Here is a 20144-nt window from a genome sequence, read left to right as displayed (position 1 = left end):
CCGTGCCGCGCACCGTGAGGTCTCCAACTGCCCACACACCCCAGTATCCCATGCCCGAGGCCGAGATGCGGCTCTCGCCCTCGAGCACCAGCGTCATCCCCTCGTACAGGAAGAGGCCGTAGTCGGCATTCACCGCAAGGTCGAGGCCGTGCAGCGTCGCCGTCCTGCTGCCCGCCTCCCAAACGAGGCTCCCGCCCCGCGCGCTCAGGTAGGTCGTGTCGCTGTTTACCTTATACAGTTTGATCCCATCCCCGTCGGGGACGGTAACGGTGTTCCCCAACCGGGGCTGCCCGCTGCCCAGGCCGGACCTGCTTTCCACCGCGCTCCCGCCCGGGGGCAGGCTGAACCCGCCCGGCACGCCCGGCGCCGCCCCAGCCGGCAGAACGCAAAGCGCCAGCGCCGCCGCCAACACGAATGCCATGATCCTGTTCTTTCCCATTTTGTCCCGTCCTCTCTGCGCAAAGGTACACCTTTAGAAAGAGCGGGATTTCCCCTGAAAACAGGAAAAACCAGCCCGTTTTTCAGGCTGGCCGCGGCAAAAATGCGGGATTGGCAAAGGTGTAGGTTTCTGCAACACCTGTGCTGCTTTCATTATTCCATATCCCGGCTGAAAATGCAACAAAAACCGGAGAGGGGCCCGCCGGGCGCTCAAAGGGACGGCGCGGGGAGAAAGCCGGGCCCGCCACAGCATTATGCCCCATAGACGCGAAAAAAGCCCCCGCCGGCCGGCGGGGGCTTTTCAATCGGTCTTATTACTTGCTGATGATCTCGACGGTGTCCTTGGCGATCATCAGTTCCTCGTTGGTCGGGACGACCCAGACCTGCACCTTGGAGGAGGGGGCGGAGATCATCATCTCGCTGCCCGAGGCCGACTCGTTGGCGGTCTTGTCCAGCTCGATCCCCATGAACTCCAGCCCCTCGCAGCACTCCTCGCGCAGCTCGGACGAATTTTCGCCGATCCCGCCGGTGAAGCAGACGGCGGTCAGCCCGCCCATGGCGGCGGCATAGGAGCCGATGTACTTCTTGATCTGGTAGCGCAGCATGTCGCAGGCGAGCTGGGCGCCGTGGTGATGGTCGTTGTTCTTGGCGTTGACCAGGTCGCGCGCGTCCGAGCTGAGGCCCGAAACGCCCAGGAAGCCGGACTTCTTGTTGAGCATGTCGCTCATCTCGTCCGGGGTCATGTGCTCCTTGTTCATCAGGTAGGTGACCACCGACGGGTCGACCGCGCCGGAGCGGGTGCCCATGATCAGCCCGTCGAGCGGGGTGAAGCCCATGGTGGTGTCGTAGCACTTGCCGTCCTTCACCGCGCTGATCGAGGAGCCGTTGCCCAGGTGGCAGACCACCACGCGGGTCCCCTCGGGGCGCTTGCCGGTGATTTCGAGGTACCGGGCGCTGACGTAGCGGTGGCTGGTGCCGTGGAAGCCGTATTTGCGGATGTGGTATTTCTCATAGTACTCGTAGGGCAGGGCGTACATGTACGCCTTCTCGGGCATGGTCTGATGGAAGGAGGTGTCGAACACCGCCACCATCGGGGTATCCTTGCCGAACACCTCGACGCACGCGCGCATGGCGGCCGCCTGGGGGGGATTGTGCAAGGGGCCCAGCTCGGAGAAGGACTCGATGTCCTCGATGACCTTTTCGGTGATTTTGGTGGAGACCTTGTAGACCTCGCTGCCGTGCAGCACCCGGTGGCCCACCGCCGAAATCTCCTTCACATCCCCGATCACCTTGCCCTCGCCCGAGGTGAGGACCTTGACGACCTCCATGAACGCTTCCTTATGGGTGGGGAAGGCCACCTCATACTGGATCTTCTTGCCATCGTCGGTCTTGTGGGTGATCAGGCCGTCCACCCCGATGCGCTCGCAGTTGCCCTTGGCCAGCACATGCTCGTTTTGCATGTCGATGAGCTGATACTTCAGCGACGAGCTGCCGGCGTTTATTACCAATACCTTCATTTGCTGCTTTCCCTCCGAATATTTCAGTTTTCTTGACTTTGACTCAGATAGTTATATATTATTACATTAAGGTAAAAATTTCAAGGGCAAGACGGAAGAAACCAGAGAAAAGGCGGGATGAAAATGCGTGTCGCGGGGATCGTGGCGGAGTATAACCCCTTCCACAACGGGCACCGGTACCAAATCGAGGCGACCCGCCGGGCGGGCGCCGAGTGCGTCGTGGCGGTGATGAGCGGCAATTTCGTGCAGCGGGGCGAGCCCGCCCTCCTGGGGAAATTCACCCGCGCGGCGGCCGCCCTTTCGTGCGGGGTCGACCTCGTGCTCGAGCTGCCGCTGCCCTTCGCCGCCGCGGGAGCGCAGCGCTTCGCGCGCGGGGCAGTCGCCCTGCTCGACGCGCTCGGCTGCGTCGACACCCTCTCCTTCGGCAGCGAATGCGGGGCGCTGCCCCCGCTGCTGCAAGCCCGGCTGGCGCTGGAGGACGAGCGGGTGCGCGCCCGGCTGCGCGCGCTGCTCAAAGAGGGGCAGCCCTTCGCCGCCGCGCGCCAGCAGGCGGTGGGCGAGCTCTTCGGAGAAGAGGCCGGGGCGCTGCTGCGCCAGCCCAACAACATCCTGGCGCTCGAGTACCTCGGCGCGCTCGGGAGCCTCGGCAGCAAAATCGAGCCCTTCACCGTCCCCCGCAAGGGGGCCGGGCACGACAGCGGCGCGCCCGTCGGGGCTTTCGCCAGCGCCAGCGCGCTGCGCGCGCTGGCAGTAAAGCAGGGGGTATCCGCCCTCTCCCCCTATGTGCCGGCAGAAGCGCTGGCGTGCTACCGCGGCGCGCCGGTCTGCGCGCCGGGGGCGCTCGAGCTCCCGCTGCTCTCCCGGCTGCGCGCCCTGGCGCCCGGGGAGCTGAGAGCCCTCCCCGAGCTCAGCGAAGGGCTGGAGCACCGCCTTTATAAGGCGGCGCGGCAGGCGCGCGGCCTCGGCGAGCTCTATGCGCTCGTCAAATCCAAGCGCTACTCCCACGCGCGGGTGCGCCGCCTGGCGCTCGCCGCTTTTTTGGGGGTGCGCGACGAGGACGGCGCCCTGCCCCCACCCTACATCCGGGTCCTGGGGTACACCCCGGCCGGGAAGGAGCTGCTGACGGCCTCGAGCGCCGCCCTGCCCGTCGGCGCCTCGCTGCGCCGGCTGCAGGAGCTGGGCGGGCGCGCCCAGCGTCTGGCGCTGCTGGAAGCCGCCGCGGGGGATCAATATGCGCTGCTGTGCTCCCCGCGCCTCAGTTGCGGGCTGGACTACACCCATCCGCTGATCCGCTCTGCCGGCCCGCATGACGAAACCTGTTCCGGTTAACCGACGGCCTGGCGCAGGGCTGAGAGCGTTTCATCCGGGAGGGTGTAGTATGCGGTCAGCATCTCCTCGGACAGCCTCATGTTCTTGACCGCCTGCGGGGAGATCACCGTCTTTACGAGCGGGGAGTCCTGATAGAGGGTGAGGTTCAAGATGACCTCGTACTCCCGCTCCCCTTCGGGGTCCTCCCCGGCGAGCAGGGTCTTTTCCTGCCACACCACCAGCTCGTACTGTGCGGCGGGCTCGGGCTGCGGCGCTTCGGCGTCCGCCCAGTCCTCGGTGGGGGTCAGCAGTCCGACCGTCTCCTGATCGTCGATGGTCTTGAGGAGTTCTCCCCCATCGGAATAGACCTCGACCTTGCAGGCCTTCGGCTCCTTTGCGGCGGTATGCGCACAGCCCGTGCATGCCACCAGGACGCCGGCCAGCAAGAGCAAAAGTGCTTTTTTCATCCCAAGCCTTCCTTTTCGATCAAATTTCATGTCCCATCTTACCGCGCCGCGCCATCTTTTGCAAGGGAGTTTTTGAGGGAGGCGTTGCGCGAACAGGGAAGATTTAGTATAATAAGAAGAATCAAAGGCTAAAATCCCCTAAAGGGAAAAGGAATGATTATAAATATGAGAAAACAGCTTGATAAGACCTATGATCCCAAGCAGTTTGAGGAAAAAACCTATCAGGCGTGGCTGCAGGGCGGATACTTCCACGCAAAGCCGAACCCGGACAAGCGTCCCTACACCATCGTCATGCCGCCACCCAACATCACCGGCCAGCTCCATCTGGGCCACGCGATGGACTGCACGCTGCAGGACTGCCTGATCCGCTTCCGCCGCATGCAGGGCTATGAGGCGCTCTGGCTTCCCGGGGCGGACCACGCCTCGATCGCCACCGAGGCGAAGATCGTGCAGAAGCTCAAAGAGGAAGGGGTCGACAAGCAGGACCTCGGCCGCGAGGGCTTTTTAAAGCGCGCCTGGGAGTGGAAGGAGCAGTACGGCGGGCGGATCGTCGAGCAGCAGAAGAAGATGGGTTCCTCCTGCGACTGGGACCGCGCCCGCTTCACCCTGGACGAGGGGTGCTCCAAGGCGGTGAACGAGGTCTTCTGCAAGCTCTACGACGAGGGGTTGATCTACCGCGGCGAGCGGATCATCAACTGGTGCCCAACCTGCAAGACCTCGATCTCGGACGCCGAGGTGGAATATGAGGACCACGCCGGCCACTTCTGGCATCTGCGCTACCCCTTCACCGACGGCAGCGGCTACATCGAGCTTGCCACCACCCGGCCCGAGACCATGCTGGGCGACACCGCCGTGGCGGTCCACCCGGACGATGAGCGCTACAAGGCGATGGTGGGCAAGACGCTCACCCTGCCGCTGGTCGGGCGGGAAATCCCGCTCATCGCCGACGAATACGTGGATATGGAGTTCGGCACGGGGGTGGTCAAAATCACCCCGGCGCACGACCCGAACGACTTCGAGGTCGGGCTGCGCCACGAGCTGCCGGTCATCAACGTCCTAAACGAGGACGCCACCCTCAACGAGCAGGGCGGCAAGTACGCCGGGATGGACCGCTATGAGGCGCGCCGTGCGATCGTGCGCGACCTTGAGGAGGGCGGCTTCCTGGTGCGCACCGAGGACCACCAGCACAACGTGGGCGCCTGCTACCGCTGCCGCTCGGTGGTCGAGCCGCGGGTGAGCAAGCAGTGGTTCGTCAGGATGGAGCCGCTGGCCGGCCCCGCGATGGAGGTCGTCAAAAACGGCAGCCTGCAGTTCGTGCCCGAGCGCTTCGCCAAGATTTATTACCATTGGATGGAGAACATCCGCGACTGGTGTATCTCCCGCCAGCTCTGGTGGGGGCACCGGATCCCCGCCTGGTACTGCGACGACTGCGGCGAGATCACCGTGGCAAAATCCGCGCCCGAGCGCTGCGCCCACTGCGGCGGCTCCCACATCCGCCAGGACGAGGACACGCTCGACACCTGGTTCTCCTCCGCCCTGTGGCCCTTCTCCACCCTCGGCTGGCCGGATAAGACGCCGGAGCTTTCCTACTTCTATCCCACCGACACGCTGGTGACGGGGTACGACATCATCTTCTTCTGGGTGGCCAGGATGATCTTCTCCGGGGTCCACAACATGGGGGAGATCCCGTTTAAAAACGTCTTCATCCACGGGCTGATCCGGGACGCGCAGGGGCGCAAGATGTCAAAGTCCCTGGGCAACGGCGTGGACCCGATGGAGGTCATCGAGCAGTACGGCGCGGACGCGCTGCGCCTGACGCTCTGCACCGGGAACAGCCCGGGCAACGACATGCGCTTCTCGGACGAGAAGGTGCGCGCCTCGCGTAACTTTGCCAACAAGCTGTGGAACGCCTCCCGCTTCATTTTGATGAACCTCTCGGACGAGGTCACGTCGCTCGACCTGCCCCAGGAGCTGACGCTGGAGGATCGGTGGTTTTTGAGCCTATATAACCGCCTGGTCCGCGAAGTCACCGACAACCTCGAGCACTTCGAGCTCGGCGTGGCGGTGCAGAAGCTCTACGACTTCATCTGGGATATCCTGTGCGACTGGTACATCGAGCTGACCAAGGCGCGCATTGCCGCGGGCGGCGAGAGCGCCAAGCGCGCCCAGCAGGTGCTGGTGCATGTGATGGGCGGCGCGCTGCGGCTGCTGCACCCGTTCATGCCCTTCATCACCGAGGAGATCTGGCAGGCGCTGCCCAGCGAGGGGATCAGCGAAAGCGTAATGGTCGCCCCCTGGCCCGAGTACCGCCCCGAGCTCTGCTTCGAGCGCGAGGAGGAAGAATTCTCGAAGATCATGGAGGTCATCAAGGCCGTGCGCAACCGGCGCAGCGAGATGAACGTGCCGCCCAGCCGCAAGGCCAAGCTCTATATCGCCACCGGGCTGCCCGAAACGATGGAAAAGGGCGCCGCCTTCTTTGAACGGCTGGCCGGGGCGTCCGAGGTTGAGATTGGGCAAAGTTTTTCGATCGAGGGTGCGGTGCAGGTGGTGACCGGGGATGCGCGTATCTTCATCCCGCTCGGAGAGCTGATCGACCTTGACAAGGAGCGCGAGCGGCTGCAAAAGGAACGCGAGCAGGCCGAGCAGGACGTTTCGTTCTTCGGCAAAAAGCTGGAGAACCCCTCCTTCGTGGACCGCGCGCCCGAAAAGGTGGTCAATGCCGAACGCGAAAAGCTGCAGAAGGCCAAGGACCGCTTGCAGAAGATTGTCGAGAGCCTGGAGGCTCTGAAGTAAAGAACGGACTGCGGCGGCAAGCTATTTTAGCTTGCCGCCGCTTTCTTTGCCAGGAAATAAAATGACCGATAGCTAAGGATGCTATCGGTCATTGTTTTATGTTTTTTGCGCGGTGGCCGGGCGTTTTTCCCACCACCTGGAAATCTTAGCCTAATTATATCCGATTCTGGCAGGAAATGCAAGAGGATCCCATGTTTTGTGGGCCCTTCCCCCACACGGTAAGACCGCCAGCATCCTTATCTGGCGGTCTTATTGTTATCCCGGAGGTATTGCCATGAAACGCCTGCTTTTTGCCCTGCTCGCCTGCTGCGTCCTTGCCTTGCCCTGCCGGGCAGAGGCTGCGGGCCCCTCGCCCGGCCTCCTCGTCCCGATCATTCCCGACGCGCGCACCGGGCACTATCAGATCACCGTCTCGGACGCCGAAACCATCACCGCCGCCAGCGTCACCCGCAGCGTGGAACGCACCGGGATCACCACCAAAACCGACGTGTTCGTCGAATATCCGCTCGACGTGGAGCACCCGCGGACCTACTATGTCACCGTGACCGCTATCCCGGAGGCGGACCGTGTCGGGCTGGAGACGTCCACCTCCAAGACGTCCCCCGTCGCCACCGGCTGCTGCCCGGGGGTGGAGGGAGCCTTCATCCTCGGCAGCGGCAGCGCGGCCGACCCCTATCAGGTCTACACCCCGGCGCAACTTGGGCATGTGCAGCAGCACCTGGACGCACAGTTTGCCCAAAAGCGGGACATCACCCTCACCGGGACCTGGACCCCGCTGGGCACGCTCACCGGCGTGTATGACGGAGGCGGGTATTCGATTGGCGGGCTCAATTCCACAACCGGCGGGCTGTTTGCATCTTTGAGCGGAGCCACGGTAAAAAACATGCGTCTCACCTCGCCCACCGTTGGAGGAATGTACTATGTTGGCGGGATTGCCAACGTGATGACCGGAGCGACGGTCGCGGACTGCTCTGTAACGGGCGCCAATGTTTCCGGTTCGGGTTCGGACGTCCTCTCCACCGGGGGGATCGGCGGGTTGGTGATCAACACCAGGTTTGAACGCTGCACCGTCACCGGGACGATCGGGGGAACGGCGCAAGTCCAACTCCATCAGGGTGGGATCGCCGGGCATAACACCAGCTCGGTCTATATCGGCTGCCTCTCCTCGGTCCAGTTTTCCGGCTCCGCCGTGTATGCGATTTATACCGGGGGAGTTTCGGGCGCCACCGAAAACAACGCCTCTCCCATCACCCTGCAAAACTGCCACTGGACCAATCCTGCGCATGCCGTGGGACGCGCCGCCGAATATGGCGGCAACTTTACCCCCAACACCGGCGACAGCTTCGGCAACTCCCAGGTGCCCTCGATTGACGGATTATCCTAAAAACGGCCGCCTCCAAGTGTCTTGGAGGCGGCCGTTTTATTCTTCCGTCTGCGGGTGTAAAAACGCGTAGAGGGCGTTGGCCGCGCGCTTGTTCATCCCCGGCGCCGCCTCGAGCTCCTCCCCCGTCGCCGCGCGGATCTTGTCCAGGGTCCTAAAATGCTTGTACAGCGCCCTGGCGCGGGCCTCCCCGATCCCCGGGGCGTTCATCAGCTCGAGCTGCAGCGAGGTGGTCCGGTGCTTCTTGCGCGAGAAGGAGATGGTGTAGCGGTGCACCTCGTCCTGCACCGAGGTGATGAACGAGAACACGCTCTTGTGCGCCGAGATCTGGATCTCGCCCCCGTCCGAGGCGATGGCCCGGGTGCGGTGCTTGTCGTCCTTGACCATGCCGAAGCAGGGAATCACGAGGCCCATCGCGTCGAGCACCTCCTTGGCCGCGGCGACATGCCCGGCCCCGCCGTCGATCAGCAGCAGGTCGGGCCGGCGGCCGAAGCCCTGCTCCCCGCCCTTTTCCCCGGCCTCGCGCAGCCGCTCGAAACGGCGGGTGAGCATCTCCTTCATGCTGGCATAGTCGTCCGGCGCGCCGGCAACCGACTTGATGGTGAACTTGCGGTAGGCGCTGCGCAGCGGCTTTGCCCCCTCGAAGGCCACCATCCCGCCGACAATGGTGCTCGCGCCGATGTTCGAGATGTCGTATGCCTCGATGTACTGCGGGCTCTGGCGCAGCCCCAAAAGCTTTGCCACCTCGTCGAGGAGCGCCACCTCCTTGCCCGAGGCCTTCATCCGGTGGGAGAGGTACTGCGCCGCGTTCGAGCGGCACAGCTCGACAAGCTGGTTCTTCTGCCCACGCTGGGGGATGACGAGCTCGACCTTGTGCCCGGCGCGCTCGGTGAGGTAGCGGGCGATCAGGTCCCCATCCTCGCACTCCCCGTCGAGATAGACCTGCCGCGGCAGGTCGAAGTTGTCCCGGTAATAGCCCATCAAAAACTGGGCGCGCACCGCGGCCGGGTCGCTGTCGGTGCTCAGCAAAAAGTCCTGCTTGTCGCAGAGCCGCTCGTGCCGGTAGTTCATCACCGACACCCCCACCCGGTCGCTCCCGATGGCCATCGCCATGATGTCGCAGTTGTCCACCCCGGCGTAGAGCACCTTCTGCTGGCCGCTGATCCGCCTGATGGCGGCGATCCTGTCCCGCAGCCGGGCGGCCTTCTCGAACTCGAGGTTTTCGGCGGCCTTCGCCATTTCCTCCTCGAGCTGCTCGCAGAGCCCCTGGCTGTTCCCCTTGATGAAGCGCAGCGCCCCGTCCACCGACTCGTTATACTGCTCGAGCGGGATCTTCCCGGTACAGACCCCCATGCACTGCTTGATGTGGAAATTGAGGCAGGGGCGCCCCTTACGGAAGTCCTGCGGGAATTGCCGCTTGCAGGTGGGGAGCATAAAAATCTTGTTGGCCTGCTCGACTGTCTGCGAGACGACGTAGGACGAGGTATAGGGGCCGATCACCTGGCCGTCCTTGGGGGGCTTGGATTTCACCCAGTCGATCCGGCGCCAGGGGCCGTCCGTGATATGGATATAGAAATACCCCTTGTCGTCCTTTAACAGGATGTTGTATTTCGGGGAGTGCTGCTTAATCAGGCTGCTTTCCAGCACCAGCGCCTCGAACTCGCTGTCGGTGAGGATGTAGTCGAAATCCTTGACATTCTCGACCATCGCCAGCACCTTGGGGGTGTGGCTGTCCAGGGCGCGGAAGTAGCTGGTCACCCTGTTTTTCAGGCGCTTCGCCTTGCCGATGTAGATGATCACCCCGTCCTTGTCCCGCATGAGATAGACCCCCGGCTGCAGCGGCAGCTCGTTGGCCTTCTTGCGCAGGAGGGCTATATGCTCCATGTCCACCATACCGTTCTCCTTCTTCGGGTACGAAAACACGCCGTCAGAAAGGCTTTCTGACAGCGTGCACATTGTTCTTGTCCCGCATGGCGGGACAAAGCCAAAGCAATTATTCTTGAAACTTACTCGGCAAAGCCGCTCTCAACCAGCTTGACAAGCTCATTGACCGCCTGCTGCTCATCCGGGCCGTCCGCAATGATCTTGATGGTGGTGCCGCCGACGATACCCAGCGAAAGGACGCCGAGCAGGCTCTTCGCATTCACCCTGCGCTCTTCCTTCTCGATCCAGATGGAGGATTTGAACTCGTTCGCTTTCTGAATGAAAAAGGTAGCCGGACGCGCGTGCAAACCAACCTGATTCTGAACGGGAACGTCTTTTACAAACATAATCGTTACTCTCCTATTTCCAAGATTACTGTCACAGATTAACAACGGGACCAAAATAGCCCAGAAACGCTACAGCCTTATTATAACATACCGCTTGTCTTCGTCAACGCTTCTTGAAATTCTTTTGCGCCCATTTCCCGCAATTTCTGCTTGTTATCCATCAATTTGCAAAATCCGCCGACCTTGATTGTACATCTAATACAAAAAGTTTTCAACAATCTCGTATAGGATGAGCAACCGCTGCGCTCCCGATTTACCTGCCAATCAGGTGGTTCCGCTCTCTTCCCTATCCGGCTGCGCCCTTTTCAGGGCATCGATATATTCTATGTCGCTTTTATCAAGTTGTGCCTGTGCGAGCATATCCGGGCGGCGGCGCAGGGTGATTTTTACCGCCTCGCGCCTCCTCCAGCCCTCGATATTCTTGTGGTGCCCCGAGAGCAGCACCTCGGGCACCGGCCGCCCCATCCAGACCGGCGGGCGGGTGTAGTGCGGATATTCGAGCAGCCCGCTCTGATGGCTCTCCTCGGTGTAGCAGCTCTCGTCCGGGAGCACCCCCTCGCAGAGCCTGCCCACCGCGTCGCAGACCACCAGCGCCCCGAGCTCGCCCCCGGTGAGCACGTAGTCCCCGATCGAGAGCTCCTCGTCCACGATTTCGTCCAGAATTCTCTGGTCCACTCCCTCATAGTGTCCGCACAGCAGGAGCAAATTATTCATGTTTGCAAGCTCCCCGGCGCGCCGCTGGGTGAAGACCCGGCCCTTGGGCGAGAGGTAGATCACATGCGGGCGTACCCCGCGCAGACGGCAGAGGTAACGAAAGCAATTGTAGATCGGGCCGGGCTGCATGACCATCCCCATCCCGCCGCCGTAGGGCGAGTCGTCCACCCGCCGGTGCTTGTCCTCGGTGAAGGCGCGGATGTCGTGGCAGTCGATGGTCAGCTTCCCTGCCGCGCGCGCACGGCCGATGATGCTCTCATCCAGCACCCGCCCGCACATCTCGGGGAAGAGGGTCGCAATGTCGATGATCATTCCTCAAACAGTCCTTCCAGCGGGCGGATGTCTATCCTGCCGCACATAACGTCGATCTTGACAATCACCTGCGGGATGGCCGGGATCAGCCGCTCCTTCCCGTCCGGGAAGCGGATGTGGTAGACGTCGTTGGCGCCGGTATGGGTCACGTCGCACAGCTCCCCGTAGCGTTCGCCGCTGTCGGCGTCGAACACCTGGAGCCCGATGATGTCCTGGATCAGATGCTCCCCCTCCCCCAGCGGGATTTCGTCCCGATGGACGTAGAGCACCTTTCCGCGCAGGGCCGCCCCCGCCTCGACAGAGTCCACCCCGCGCAGCTTCAAGAGCACCATTCCCTTGTGCACCCGGCCGCTTTCGACCTCGACGAGGTTGCCGACCGTGCCCAGGTGGAGCCGCTTGCGCTTTGCCAGGAAGGCGGGCTCGTCGCACCAGGGCTCGGCCTTCACCTCGCCGCGCACCCCGTGGGTGGTCACGATCTTCCCGGTTTCGATGTATTCCTTCATTTGGACGCTCCTTCCTCCCCGGGGCCTGCCGTGCCGTCCCCGGTAAAAGAAACCGGGAAAGCACCTGGGGGCCCCGAGGTCCTCATGCTTTCCCGTTTTGCTCGTATTGGGGGTCTTCAGTCGATTTCGACCATGACCTTCTGGTCCGCGCGGGTCGCGCAGGCGCGAACCACCGTGCGGATGGCCTTGGCGATCCGGCCCTGTTTGCCGATCACCCGGCCCATGTCGTCCGGCGCGACGTGCAGATGGTAGATGATGACGCCCTCGGCGTCCGGCTCGTCGCGGGTCACGGTGACCGCATCCTTCTCATCGACCAAACCCCTAGCGATGGTGCGAATCAGCTCTTCCAAGATTTTGGGACCTCTCTTTCCTCACGCCTTACAGCACGCCCTGCTTCTTGAGCAGCGCACGCACGGTATCGGTCGGCTGGGCGCCGGTCGAGAGCCACTTCTTGGCCTTCTCCCCATCGATCTTCACCACGGCCGGGTCCTTGGTGGGGTCGTAGTACCCAACCTCCTCGATAAATCTGCCGTCGCGCGGATAGCGGGAATCTGCCACAACTATGCGATAGAAGGGAGCCTTCTTCGCGCCCATCCTTCTAAGTCTGATCTTGACTGCCATTATCTTGTCACCTCCTGAATCTTTCTATTTATCTTTATTCCGAAGAAGGAATAAACACACTTACCTCATTGGCGGGAAGCCCATGCGCGGACGCCGCTTGCCCTTTTTGGGGGCGAGCTGCTTCATCATCTGCTGCATCTGCCTAAACTGCTTTAAGAGCCGGTTGACCTCCTCCACGCTGGTGCCGCTGCCCGCGGCGATCCGGCGCTTGCGCGAGGGGTTGATGATGTCCGGGCGCTCCCGCTCGCGCAGGGTCATCGAATTGATGATCGCCTCCATGCGCTGCAGCTCCCGCTCGCCGCGCTGGGTATCCTCATCCCTCAGCTTTCCCTGCAGCCCGGGGATCATCCCCAGCACCTGGGAGAGCGGGCCCATATTCTTCACCTGCTTCATCTGTTCGAGCAGGTCGGTCATGTCAAATTTATTTTCCTTGAGCCGCTGGGCGGTCTTGATGGCCGCTTTCTCGTCCATCTCGGTCTGGGCCTTCTCGATCAGGGTGAGCACGTCGCCCATCCCCAAAATCCGCGAAGCCATCCGGTCGGGATAGAACGGCTCGAGGTCCTCGAGCTTTTCGCCGGTGCCCACGAACTTGATCGGCTTGCCGGTCACCGCGCGCACCGAAAGCGCCGCGCCGCCGCGGGTGTCGCCGTCGAGCTTGGTTAAAATCACCCCGTCGATCCCCAGCGCCTCGTCGAAGGAGCTGGCCACGTTGACCGAGTCCTGGCCGACCATCGCGTCGACCACCAGCAGGATTTCGTGCGGCTGCACCCGCGCCTTGATGGCGCGCAGCTCGTTCATCAGCTCTTCGTCAATGTGCAGCCGTCCGGCGGTATCCAAAATCACCGGATCGTAGCCGTAGTCCTTGGCGTACTTGAGCGATTCCTCGGCGATCTTCACCGGGTCGCCCTGGCCCATTTCAAAGACCGGGGTCTCGACCTTGGCGCCCACCACCTTCAGCTGCTCGATGGCCGCCGGACGGTAGACGTCGCAGGCGACCAGCAGCGGGCGTTTGCCCTCCTGGCGGAAGTGCCGGGCGAGCTTTGCGCTGTGGGTGGTCTTACCCGAGCCCTGCAAGCCGCACATCATGATGATGGTCGGCTTCTTGGAGGAGAAATTGATCCGTGCGTTGGTCGAGCCCATCAGCTCGGTCATCTCGTCGCGCACGATCTTGATCACCTGCTGCGCCGGGGTAAGGCTCTCGAGCACCTCTTTGCCCACCGCCTTCTCGGTCACCGCCTTGACAAAGTCGCGCGCAACCTTGAAGTTGACGTCGGCCTCCAGCAGCGCCAGGCGCACCTCGCGCATGGCTTCCTTGATGTCCTCTTCCTTGAGCCGGCCCTTGGAGCGCAGGCGCTTGAACGCTTGATTCAGTTTTTCGCTCAGTCCTTCAAATGCCATTCGTTACTCCCAGCGCCTCTATCGTAAATTCGGTTTCTTCTATTCGTCCTCGCTCAGCTTCATGGCGAGCTGCACGATCTCCCCGGCCTTGGTGTAGATCGAGGAGGCCATCCCCAGCCGGTCGCTTTCAAACTGGATGTCCTTGGCGCACTGCACGATCCTGGAAAGGGACTGCTGAATCCCTCCGAACCGCTCGGCCAGCCCCAGCCGCTCCTCCAGCTCGAAGAGGGTCGCTTCCGCCCGCTTGATCGAATCGCGCACCCCCTGCCGGGTGATCCCGCTGTGGGCGGCGATCTCGGCGAGAGAGAGGTCCTCGTTGTAGTACAGGTCCACGACCTCTTTCTGCTTGTCGGTCAGCATGTCACCATAAAAATCGAACAGCACGGTTACCTGTAGATTTTTGGGCACGGCGGCATGACCCTCCTTTTGTAGCGGCCGGTTTGTAAAGGCGATCCCTTTACATTTGACAGCTTTTTTATTATACCCTGCCAGACGTAAACTGTCAAGTTTTTTTCTTTACACCCGGACATGGCAGAATTTCCCTGTTGTGCTTTTGTTATTATAGCGCTCTGAAATAGGGAAAAACGGCTGAAGGGTGTCGAGCAAAAAAGTTTGTCCACCGTAGTGAGCTGTGTAGCCGAGACACTAAAGTATCCGGTTTCCAAAGGGGCTAAGGTGCCGATGGTGCCATGCCCTTCTGGCGGGTACGGGCGGATGGGCGCACGCATTTTTGGCGCCCGACCAAAAATGCAGGCTCGCTTCGCGAGCGGTGCGCCTCACGGGCTGGAAACGAGCCGTTTCCCCAGACGCCTTTTAAGGCGTTGGACCCCCTTTCGGGTCAGTCTTTGGTTTCCAAAGGACTAAGTCCTTTGGCGGGTGCGGGCAGCGCCCGCGGCCTTTCCGGGCTGCCACTACTCGCGGCTAGAAAATCCTCCTTCGGATCAGGAAGGGAAGCAAAAACCTTCCAGTGGAAGGTTTTTGCGTGGGGAAACCCTATCAAGGGGTTTCCCCATGGCGGCAAAGCCGCCATCTTCTCCCAAGGCAGTGCCTGTGCCCGCGCACCCGCCGGCAACACTTCCCGAGTGGTCCTCCTCCGCCCGGCCGGCAGTTCTTGATCGACCGGGGGCCTTGGCCTTCTCGGGGTATCCCGAGAAGGCCAAGGCCCCCAAAACCGCTGTAAGACGACGGTGCTAATCGAAGTGCTTGAACCCTTTTCCAAGCACGTCGCCGGCGGTGCATCCGACGATGAAGGCATGCGGGTCGATGGACCGCGTGATCTCCTGCACCCGGTAGAACTGCGCCTTGCTCACCACGCAGAAAATGATGTTGAGGTGCTCGTGCTTGTAGCCGGTCTCGCCGTTGAGCAGGGTGGTCCCGCGGTGGAGCTCCACCAAGATCCGGTCGCGAATCAGATCGCTGCGCTCCGAGATGATGAAGAGCACCCGGTTGGTGTTCGAGCCGTAAATCATATTGTCCATCACCAGCGAGGAGGTGATGATGGTCAGCGCGGCGTAGAGCGCCGAATCGATGTTTCCATAGGCGAAAACCGACAGCACAACCACCACCAGGTTGGAGCCCATCAGCAGCTTGCCGATCGGGATATGGTGGAACCGCTTCTGCAGCAGGGCGCTGACGATCGAGGTGCCGCCGGTGGTCGATCCGCTGATATAGACCGCCGCAAGCCCAACGCCCATCAGGGCGCCGCCGAAGAGGGAGGCGAGCAGCGCATCCCCCTTATACTGGGGCATCCAGACGACCAGCAAGTCGATGCACACACTCGACATCGCCGTGGAAATGGCGGTGCGGATGGTGAACCCCTTGGAGATGTGAAGCCATGCGAGGACCAGCAGCGGCACATTGATCAGGAAGGTGGTCAAACCGATCGGGAAGCCCCACAGATAGTTCATGATGGTGGCGACGCCGGTCACGCCGCCCGGCGCGATGTGATGGGGCGCGGTGAACATCTGCACCCCCATTGCATAGGCGTAGTTGCCCACCAGGTTGAGCCCAAAAAAGCGGATATATTCCTTCAGCCTGCTCTGCCCTTCCATATCCCGTCTGCCCCTTATCGTCCAAATATTTTGTTGTTGTATCGCAAGTCCGCGTTGTATTATACTCCCTTTTCACAGAGGGGTCAATGCAGGAAAAACCTCAAATTCGCAAGTAATTTGGTGCAAAACGCAGGAAACTCTTCACCCTTGCCCATGGTGCAGCTTTTCCGGCGGCAGAACACAAAAAAGCGGGGAGCCGCAGCCCCCCGCCGAAACCCTGGTTCAGTGCTTTTTAAGCGCGATTGCCGCCCTGGCCTTGGCGGCCAGGTTCTGCGCGGTGAGCCCGAAATGCTCGAGCAGATCGACCGCCGGTCCGGAGCAGCCGAACACATCCTCGACGCCGACGCGCAGCACCGGCGCCGGACAGCCCTCGCAGACGGCCGAGCAGACCGCCTCGCCCAGGCCCCCGATCACGCTGTGCTCCTCGGCGGTCACGAGCGCCCCGGTCTCGGCCGCACAGCGCAGCACCAGCTCCCGATCCAGGGGCTTGATGGTGTGGATGTTGACCACCCGCGCCGAAACCCCCTCCTCTTTCAGCAGCTCGGCCGCCTCGACGGCCCGCCAGACCATCAGCCCGGTGGCGATTAGGGTGACGTCCTGCCCGTCGCGCAGCACGATCCCCTTGCCCCACTCGAAGCGGTAGGAGGCGGGGTCGTTGAAGCAGGGCACCGCCAGCCGCCCAAAGCGCAGGTAGACCGGGCCGGCATACCCGGCCGCCGCGCGCACCGCCGCGCGCGCTTCGGCGTCGTCCGCGGGGTTGATGACCGTCATGCCGGGGATGGTGCGCATGAGAGCGATGTCCTCGTCGCACTGGTGGGTCGCGCCGTCCTCGCCGACCGAGATGCCCGCATGGGTGGCGCCGATCTTCACATTGAGATGGGGGTAGCCGATCGAGTTGCGCACCTGCTCGAAGGCGCGCCCGGCCGCGAACATGGCAAAGGAGCTGGCAAACGGGATCATCCCGCTCGCGGCGAGACCCGCCGCGACGCCCATCATATTCTGCTCGGCAATCCCGCAGTCGATGAAGCGCCCGGGACAGGCCTTCTTAAAAACACCGGTCTTGGTGGCGGCCGCGAGGTCCGCGTCCAGCACCACCAGCCGCTCGCAGGTGCCGCTCAGCTCGGCCAGGGCCTCGCCGTAGCTCTCCCTGGTCGCCTTCTTTTTCATCTCCGCCATCCTCAGCGCCCCCCTTCGTAAGCTTCCAGCAGCTTCTGTAACTCACCCATCGCCTGACGGTACTGCTCCTCGTTCGGCGCCGTACCGTGCCAGGAGGCCTGGCCCTCCATGAAGGAGACCCCCTTGCCCTTGGTGGACTTGGCGATGATGGCGGTGGGCCCATCCTTTGTCTGGCGCGCCTGCGCGAGGGCGTCCGCGATCTGCCCGTAGTCGTGCGCATCGATGTTGATGGTGGCAAAGCCGAAGGCGGCGAACTTCTCGTCGATCGGGTAGGGGGAACAGATGTCCTCAATATTCCCGTCGATCTGCAGCCCGTTGTTGTCCACGATCAGGCAGAGGTTGTCAAGTTTCTGGTGCCCGGCGAACATCGCCGCCTCCCAGACCTGGCCCTCCTGAATCTCGCCGTCCCCCAGCAGGGCGTAGACCCTATAGTCCTTGCCCATCAGCTTGGCGGCCTTGGCCATCCCGCAGGCGGCCGACACGCCCTGCCCGAGCGACCCGGTGGACATGTCCACCCCGGGAATCCCCTTCATGTCCGGATGGCCTTGCAAACGGGAACCGATATGGCGCAGCGTCCCGAGCTCCTCCACCGGGAAGTAGCCCCGGTTGGCGAGCGCCGCATAGAGCCCGGGCGCGGCATGCCCCTTGGAGAGCACGAACCGGTCCCGGTCCTCCCACTCCGGGTTCTGCGGGTCTATGCGCATCTCCTGAAAATAGAGATATGCCAGAATGTCCGACGACGAGAGCGCCCCGCCCGGATGCCCGGATTTCGCGTGATAGACGCCCTCTATCACGCCGAGACGGATTTTGGTTGCCGCGATCTGCAGCGCCCGTGTTTCCTGCTGGGTCATTGTGTTCGATCATCCTTTCCCTTCGGCCTGTCTTCCCAATCGGTTTCTTCTATTCTTTGGTCTGTTCCTCCAGATATTCGATCAGCTGCGCGAGCGCACCGTCCATGCAGGGGCAGAGCACCTTCTGCACCCGCCGACGGACAAATTCATCCGCCGAGCCGGGAGCCGCGCTGAGCGCCGCCACCCGCAGCATTTCAAGGTCGTTTTCGTTGTCCCCGATGGCCGCGATGCGCTCCCGATCCACCCCGATGAGCGCGGCCGCCTCGAGCAGGGTGCTCCCCTTGGAAACGCCTTTGGGCAGCAGCTCGACGCAGGTCTCGCCGCTCTGCACCACGGTGAAATCCCGCTCGTACCACTCGCCCAGCTTTTGGCGCATGGCCGGAACCTCCTGCGGAGTCTCGCTGATCACCAGCACCTTATAGATGGTCTCCTTCACGTCGTAAATCCCGCAGATCGGGGTTTGCAGCACCCGCTGGCAGAGCCGCTGCCCAAACGCGCTGCGGGAGACCCCCCAATACTTGTCCGCCGTCACCAGCATGACCGCGTGATCCCGATCCATCCTCTCGAGCACCTCGCCGGTGGCCTCCCGGATTTCGGGCGGCATGGGGTGCTCGATTAGAAACTCCCCGCTCTGCGGGTCCATCACGCAGGAGCCGTTGAGCACCACCATCGGCGCGTTGACCGCAAAATCGCGGCAGACCCGGTAGGCCGACTCCCGCGAGCGGCCGGTGGCGAAGGTGAAGCGTCCCCCTTCACCTATGAAGCGGCGCACCGCCTCGATGTTCTGCGGCGGCACCCCGATCTCCTCGATCAGGGCCGTGCCGTCGATGTCGCTGGCGAGCAGCCATCCGCTCAAATTGGCCAAGCGGCCTTCCCTCCTTACGCCATGGGCCGAAGCCCGGATAAAAACTTTTGAAAATAGTCCGGCAGCTCACTGTCAAACGTAAGCCGCTCCCCCGTCAGGGGATGGGTAAACCCGATGGTCTTGGCGTGCAGGCACTGCCCGCCCGCCAACGCCGTTTTCTTCGGCCCGTAGACCGGGTCCCCCGCTACCGGATGCCCGATATAAGCCATGTGCACCCGGATTTGGTGGGTGCGCCCAGTCTCCAGACGCAGCGAAAGGTAGCTAAAGCCCTGGTACCTTCCCAGCACCTGGTAGTGGGTAACTGCCTCCTTGCCTCCCCGAGCGGTCACCGCCATGCGCTTGCGCTCGACGGGGTGCCGGCCGATCGGCGCCTCCACCCTGCCGCTCTCCTGCGGCAGGGAGCCGTGGACCACCGCCCGGTATTCCCGCAGCATGCTGTGCACGGCGATCTGCCGCGCCAGCCCCTGGTGGGCCTCGTCGGTCTTGGCCACCACCAGCAGGCCGCTGGTGTCCTTGTCGATCCGGTGCACGATCCCCGGGCGGATCACCCCGTTGATTGAGGAGAGTCGTCCCCTGCAATGGTAGAGCAGGGCGTTGACCAGCGTGCCGTCCTGGTTTCCCGCCGCGGGGTGGACCACCATCCCGCGGGGCTTGTTGACCACCAGCAGCGCGTCGTCCTCGTAGACGATACAGAGCGGGATGTCCTGGGGCTGCGCCTCGGGCTCCACCGGGTCCGGCAGGAGGAGGACCACCCGGTCCCCCTCCGCAAGCTTGCAGCTTTTGAGCACCGGCGCGCCGTTTAAGGTGAGCGCCCCGCCGGCGATCAGCCGCTGCAGGCTGCTGCGGGTGAGATCCCCGGCGCACCCGGCCAAAACGACGTCGACCCGCCGGCCCGCCTGCTCGGGGGAGACGGTAAACTCAAGCCTCTCCATCAGCGGTCCAATTGCTTTTTGCGGCGCTCCTGCCGCGGCTCGATCAGCAGCAGGTAGACCACCAGCAGGAAGGTCCCGCTGACCACGCAGCAGTCCGCGAGATTAAAGACCGGAAAATTGATCGGCACGAAGTAGATATAATCCACCACAAAGCCGCGCAGCACCCGGTCGATCAGGTTCCCCACCCCGCCCGCGAAGATCAGGCAGAGGGAGACGATCATCAGCGGATGGCTCACCCTGCGCGAGACGAGCAGCACCAGCACCGCGATGAGCACCGCGGTGGTGACCCCGACCAGCAGCCCGGTGCGGTTTTGCAGGATGCTGAACGCCGCGCCGTAATTTTCCCGGTAGAGCAGGTGGAGCACCCCGTCGATCAGTCGGATGTCCGGTACGGTGGACAGGTAGCTGGCCGCCCACCACTTGATCAGCTGGTCCAGCCCGATGAGCACCCCCGCGCCCAGCAACGATAGGTATAAAAACATGAGAAAACTCCTAATTGTAAAATAGCCATACCCAAATTTTGCGGCGGGGCGCCATTGCCCCCGCC

At 62.7% G+C, this 20144-nt stretch carries 20 protein-coding genes; 3 read left to right on the top strand and 17 right to left on the bottom strand.

Annotated features, from left to right (window positions below; all coding sequences use genetic code 11):
- Together EDD78_RS02615 and EDD78_RS02610 are read right to left on the bottom strand one after the other, a co-directional pair.
- Positions 1–439: hypothetical protein (locus tag EDD78_RS02615; protein ID WP_132083852.1), on the bottom strand; the 439-nt coding region annotated here is incomplete at its 3' end.
- 313 nt (positions 440–752) lie between these two features.
- Positions 753–1955 carry an acetate/propionate family kinase gene (locus tag EDD78_RS02610; RefSeq protein WP_132083851.1) on the bottom strand — a complete coding sequence of 401 codons (1203 nt, stop codon included), beginning with the start codon at positions 1953–1955 and terminating at the stop codon, positions 753–755.
- A 117-nt stretch (positions 1956–2072) separates the two neighbouring features.
- On the opposite strand from EDD78_RS02610, the gene EDD78_RS02605 reads away from it, so the two are divergent.
- Positions 2073–3284, top strand: coding sequence for a tRNA(Met) cytidine acetate ligase (locus tag EDD78_RS02605; RefSeq protein ID WP_132083850.1), 1212 nt, complete (start codon positions 2073–2075; stop codon positions 3282–3284).
- Here EDD78_RS02605 and EDD78_RS02600 read toward each other — a convergent pair.
- Positions 3281–3730, bottom strand: a complete 450-nt coding sequence (locus tag EDD78_RS02600; RefSeq protein ID WP_132083849.1) for a hypothetical protein — start codon at positions 3728–3730, stop codon at positions 3281–3283. The genes EDD78_RS02605 and EDD78_RS02600 overlap by 4 nt on opposite strands.
- Before the next feature lie 165 nt (positions 3731–3895).
- Here EDD78_RS02600 and EDD78_RS02595 point away from each other — a divergent pair, with 165 nt between their 5' ends.
- Both EDD78_RS02595 and EDD78_RS02590 read left to right on the top strand, forming a co-directional pair.
- On the top strand, positions 3896–6523 hold the full coding sequence (locus EDD78_RS02595) for a valine--tRNA ligase (protein WP_132083848.1): 2628 nt from the start codon (positions 3896–3898) through the stop codon (positions 6521–6523).
- 274 nt (positions 6524–6797) lie between these two features.
- Positions 6798–7907, top strand: a complete 1110-nt coding sequence (locus tag EDD78_RS02590; protein WP_132083847.1) for a hypothetical protein — start codon at positions 6798–6800, stop codon at positions 7905–7907.
- A gap of 36 nt (positions 7908–7943) precedes the next feature.
- Here the strand turns inward: EDD78_RS02590 and uvrC are convergent, their stop codons facing one another.
- The 14 genes from uvrC to lspA all read right to left on the bottom strand — a co-directional run bounded on the left by uvrC (position 7944) and on the right by lspA (position 20079).
- Positions 7944–9797: an excinuclease ABC subunit UvrC gene (uvrC, locus tag EDD78_RS02585; protein ID WP_286170670.1), complete on the bottom strand. Its 1854-nt coding sequence runs from the start codon at positions 9795–9797 to the stop codon at positions 7944–7946.
- Between the two features lie 113 nt (positions 9798–9910).
- Complete coding sequence (locus EDD78_RS02580) at positions 9911–10174, bottom strand: HPr family phosphocarrier protein (protein WP_079698048.1); 264 nt, start codon at positions 10172–10174, stop codon at positions 9911–9913.
- Between the two features lie 264 nt (positions 10175–10438).
- Entirely contained in the window at positions 10439–11200 is a 762-nt protein-coding gene (gene trmD / locus EDD78_RS02575; RefSeq protein WP_132083845.1) for a tRNA (guanosine(37)-N1)-methyltransferase TrmD, read from the bottom strand.
- Positions 11197–11703, bottom strand: coding sequence for a ribosome maturation factor RimM (rimM, locus tag EDD78_RS02570; protein ID WP_132083844.1), 507 nt, complete (start codon positions 11701–11703; stop codon positions 11197–11199). The genes trmD and rimM overlap by 4 nt, the downstream gene beginning before the upstream one ends.
- A 116-nt stretch (positions 11704–11819) precedes the next feature.
- Positions 11820–12053: a KH domain-containing protein gene (locus EDD78_RS02565; RefSeq protein ID WP_079698051.1), complete on the bottom strand. Its 234-nt coding sequence runs from the start codon at positions 12051–12053 to the stop codon at positions 11820–11822.
- Between the two features lie 28 nt (positions 12054–12081).
- Positions 12082–12324, bottom strand: a complete 243-nt coding sequence (gene rpsP, locus EDD78_RS02560; RefSeq protein ID WP_079698052.1) for a 30S ribosomal protein S16 — start codon at positions 12322–12324, stop codon at positions 12082–12084.
- A gap of 60 nt (positions 12325–12384) precedes the next feature.
- On the bottom strand, positions 12385–13722 hold the full coding sequence (ffh, locus tag EDD78_RS02555; protein ID WP_079698053.1) for a signal recognition particle protein: 1338 nt from the start codon (positions 13720–13722) through the stop codon (positions 12385–12387).
- A 39-nt stretch (positions 13723–13761) separates the two neighbouring features.
- Entirely contained in the window at positions 13762–14130 is a 369-nt protein-coding gene (gene ylxM / locus EDD78_RS02550) for a YlxM family DNA-binding protein (RefSeq protein WP_117507634.1), read from the bottom strand.
- A gap of 782 nt (positions 14131–14912) precedes the next feature.
- Positions 14913–15773, bottom strand: a complete 861-nt coding sequence (locus tag EDD78_RS02545) for a YitT family protein (protein ID WP_132083843.1) — start codon at positions 15771–15773, stop codon at positions 14913–14915.
- A 222-nt stretch (positions 15774–15995) separates the two neighbouring features.
- A complete protein-coding gene (locus EDD78_RS02540; protein WP_207668638.1) occupies positions 15996–16949 on the bottom strand; it encodes a transketolase family protein in 954 nt (317 codons plus the stop codon).
- A 2-nt stretch (positions 16950–16951) separates the two neighbouring features.
- A complete protein-coding gene (locus EDD78_RS02535) occupies positions 16952–17800 on the bottom strand; it encodes a transketolase (protein WP_132083842.1) in 849 nt (282 codons plus the stop codon).
- Positions 17801–17849: 49 nt separating this feature from the next.
- The gene (locus EDD78_RS02530) at positions 17850–18665 is read right to left on the bottom strand and encodes an HAD-IIB family hydrolase (protein WP_165873077.1); all 816 of its coding nucleotides are present in this window, start codon (positions 18663–18665) and stop codon (positions 17850–17852) included.
- A gap of 14 nt (positions 18666–18679) precedes the next feature.
- A complete protein-coding gene (locus tag EDD78_RS02525) occupies positions 18680–19597 on the bottom strand; it encodes an RluA family pseudouridine synthase (protein WP_132083838.1) in 918 nt (305 codons plus the stop codon).
- A complete protein-coding gene (gene lspA, locus EDD78_RS02520) occupies positions 19597–20079 on the bottom strand; it encodes a signal peptidase II (RefSeq protein WP_079698059.1) in 483 nt (160 codons plus the stop codon). Before lspA ends, EDD78_RS02525 begins: the two co-directional genes overlap by 1 nt.
- Positions 20080–20144 lie beyond the last annotated feature (65 nt).

This window comes from Harryflintia acetispora (genome assembly GCA_004340125.1).
GTDB classification, from domain to species: domain Bacteria; phylum Bacillota; class Clostridia; order Oscillospirales; family Ruminococcaceae; genus Harryflintia; species Harryflintia acetispora.
Note: the sequence above shows the minus strand (reverse complement) of the source record. Positions and strands in the feature narration are given on the sequence as shown.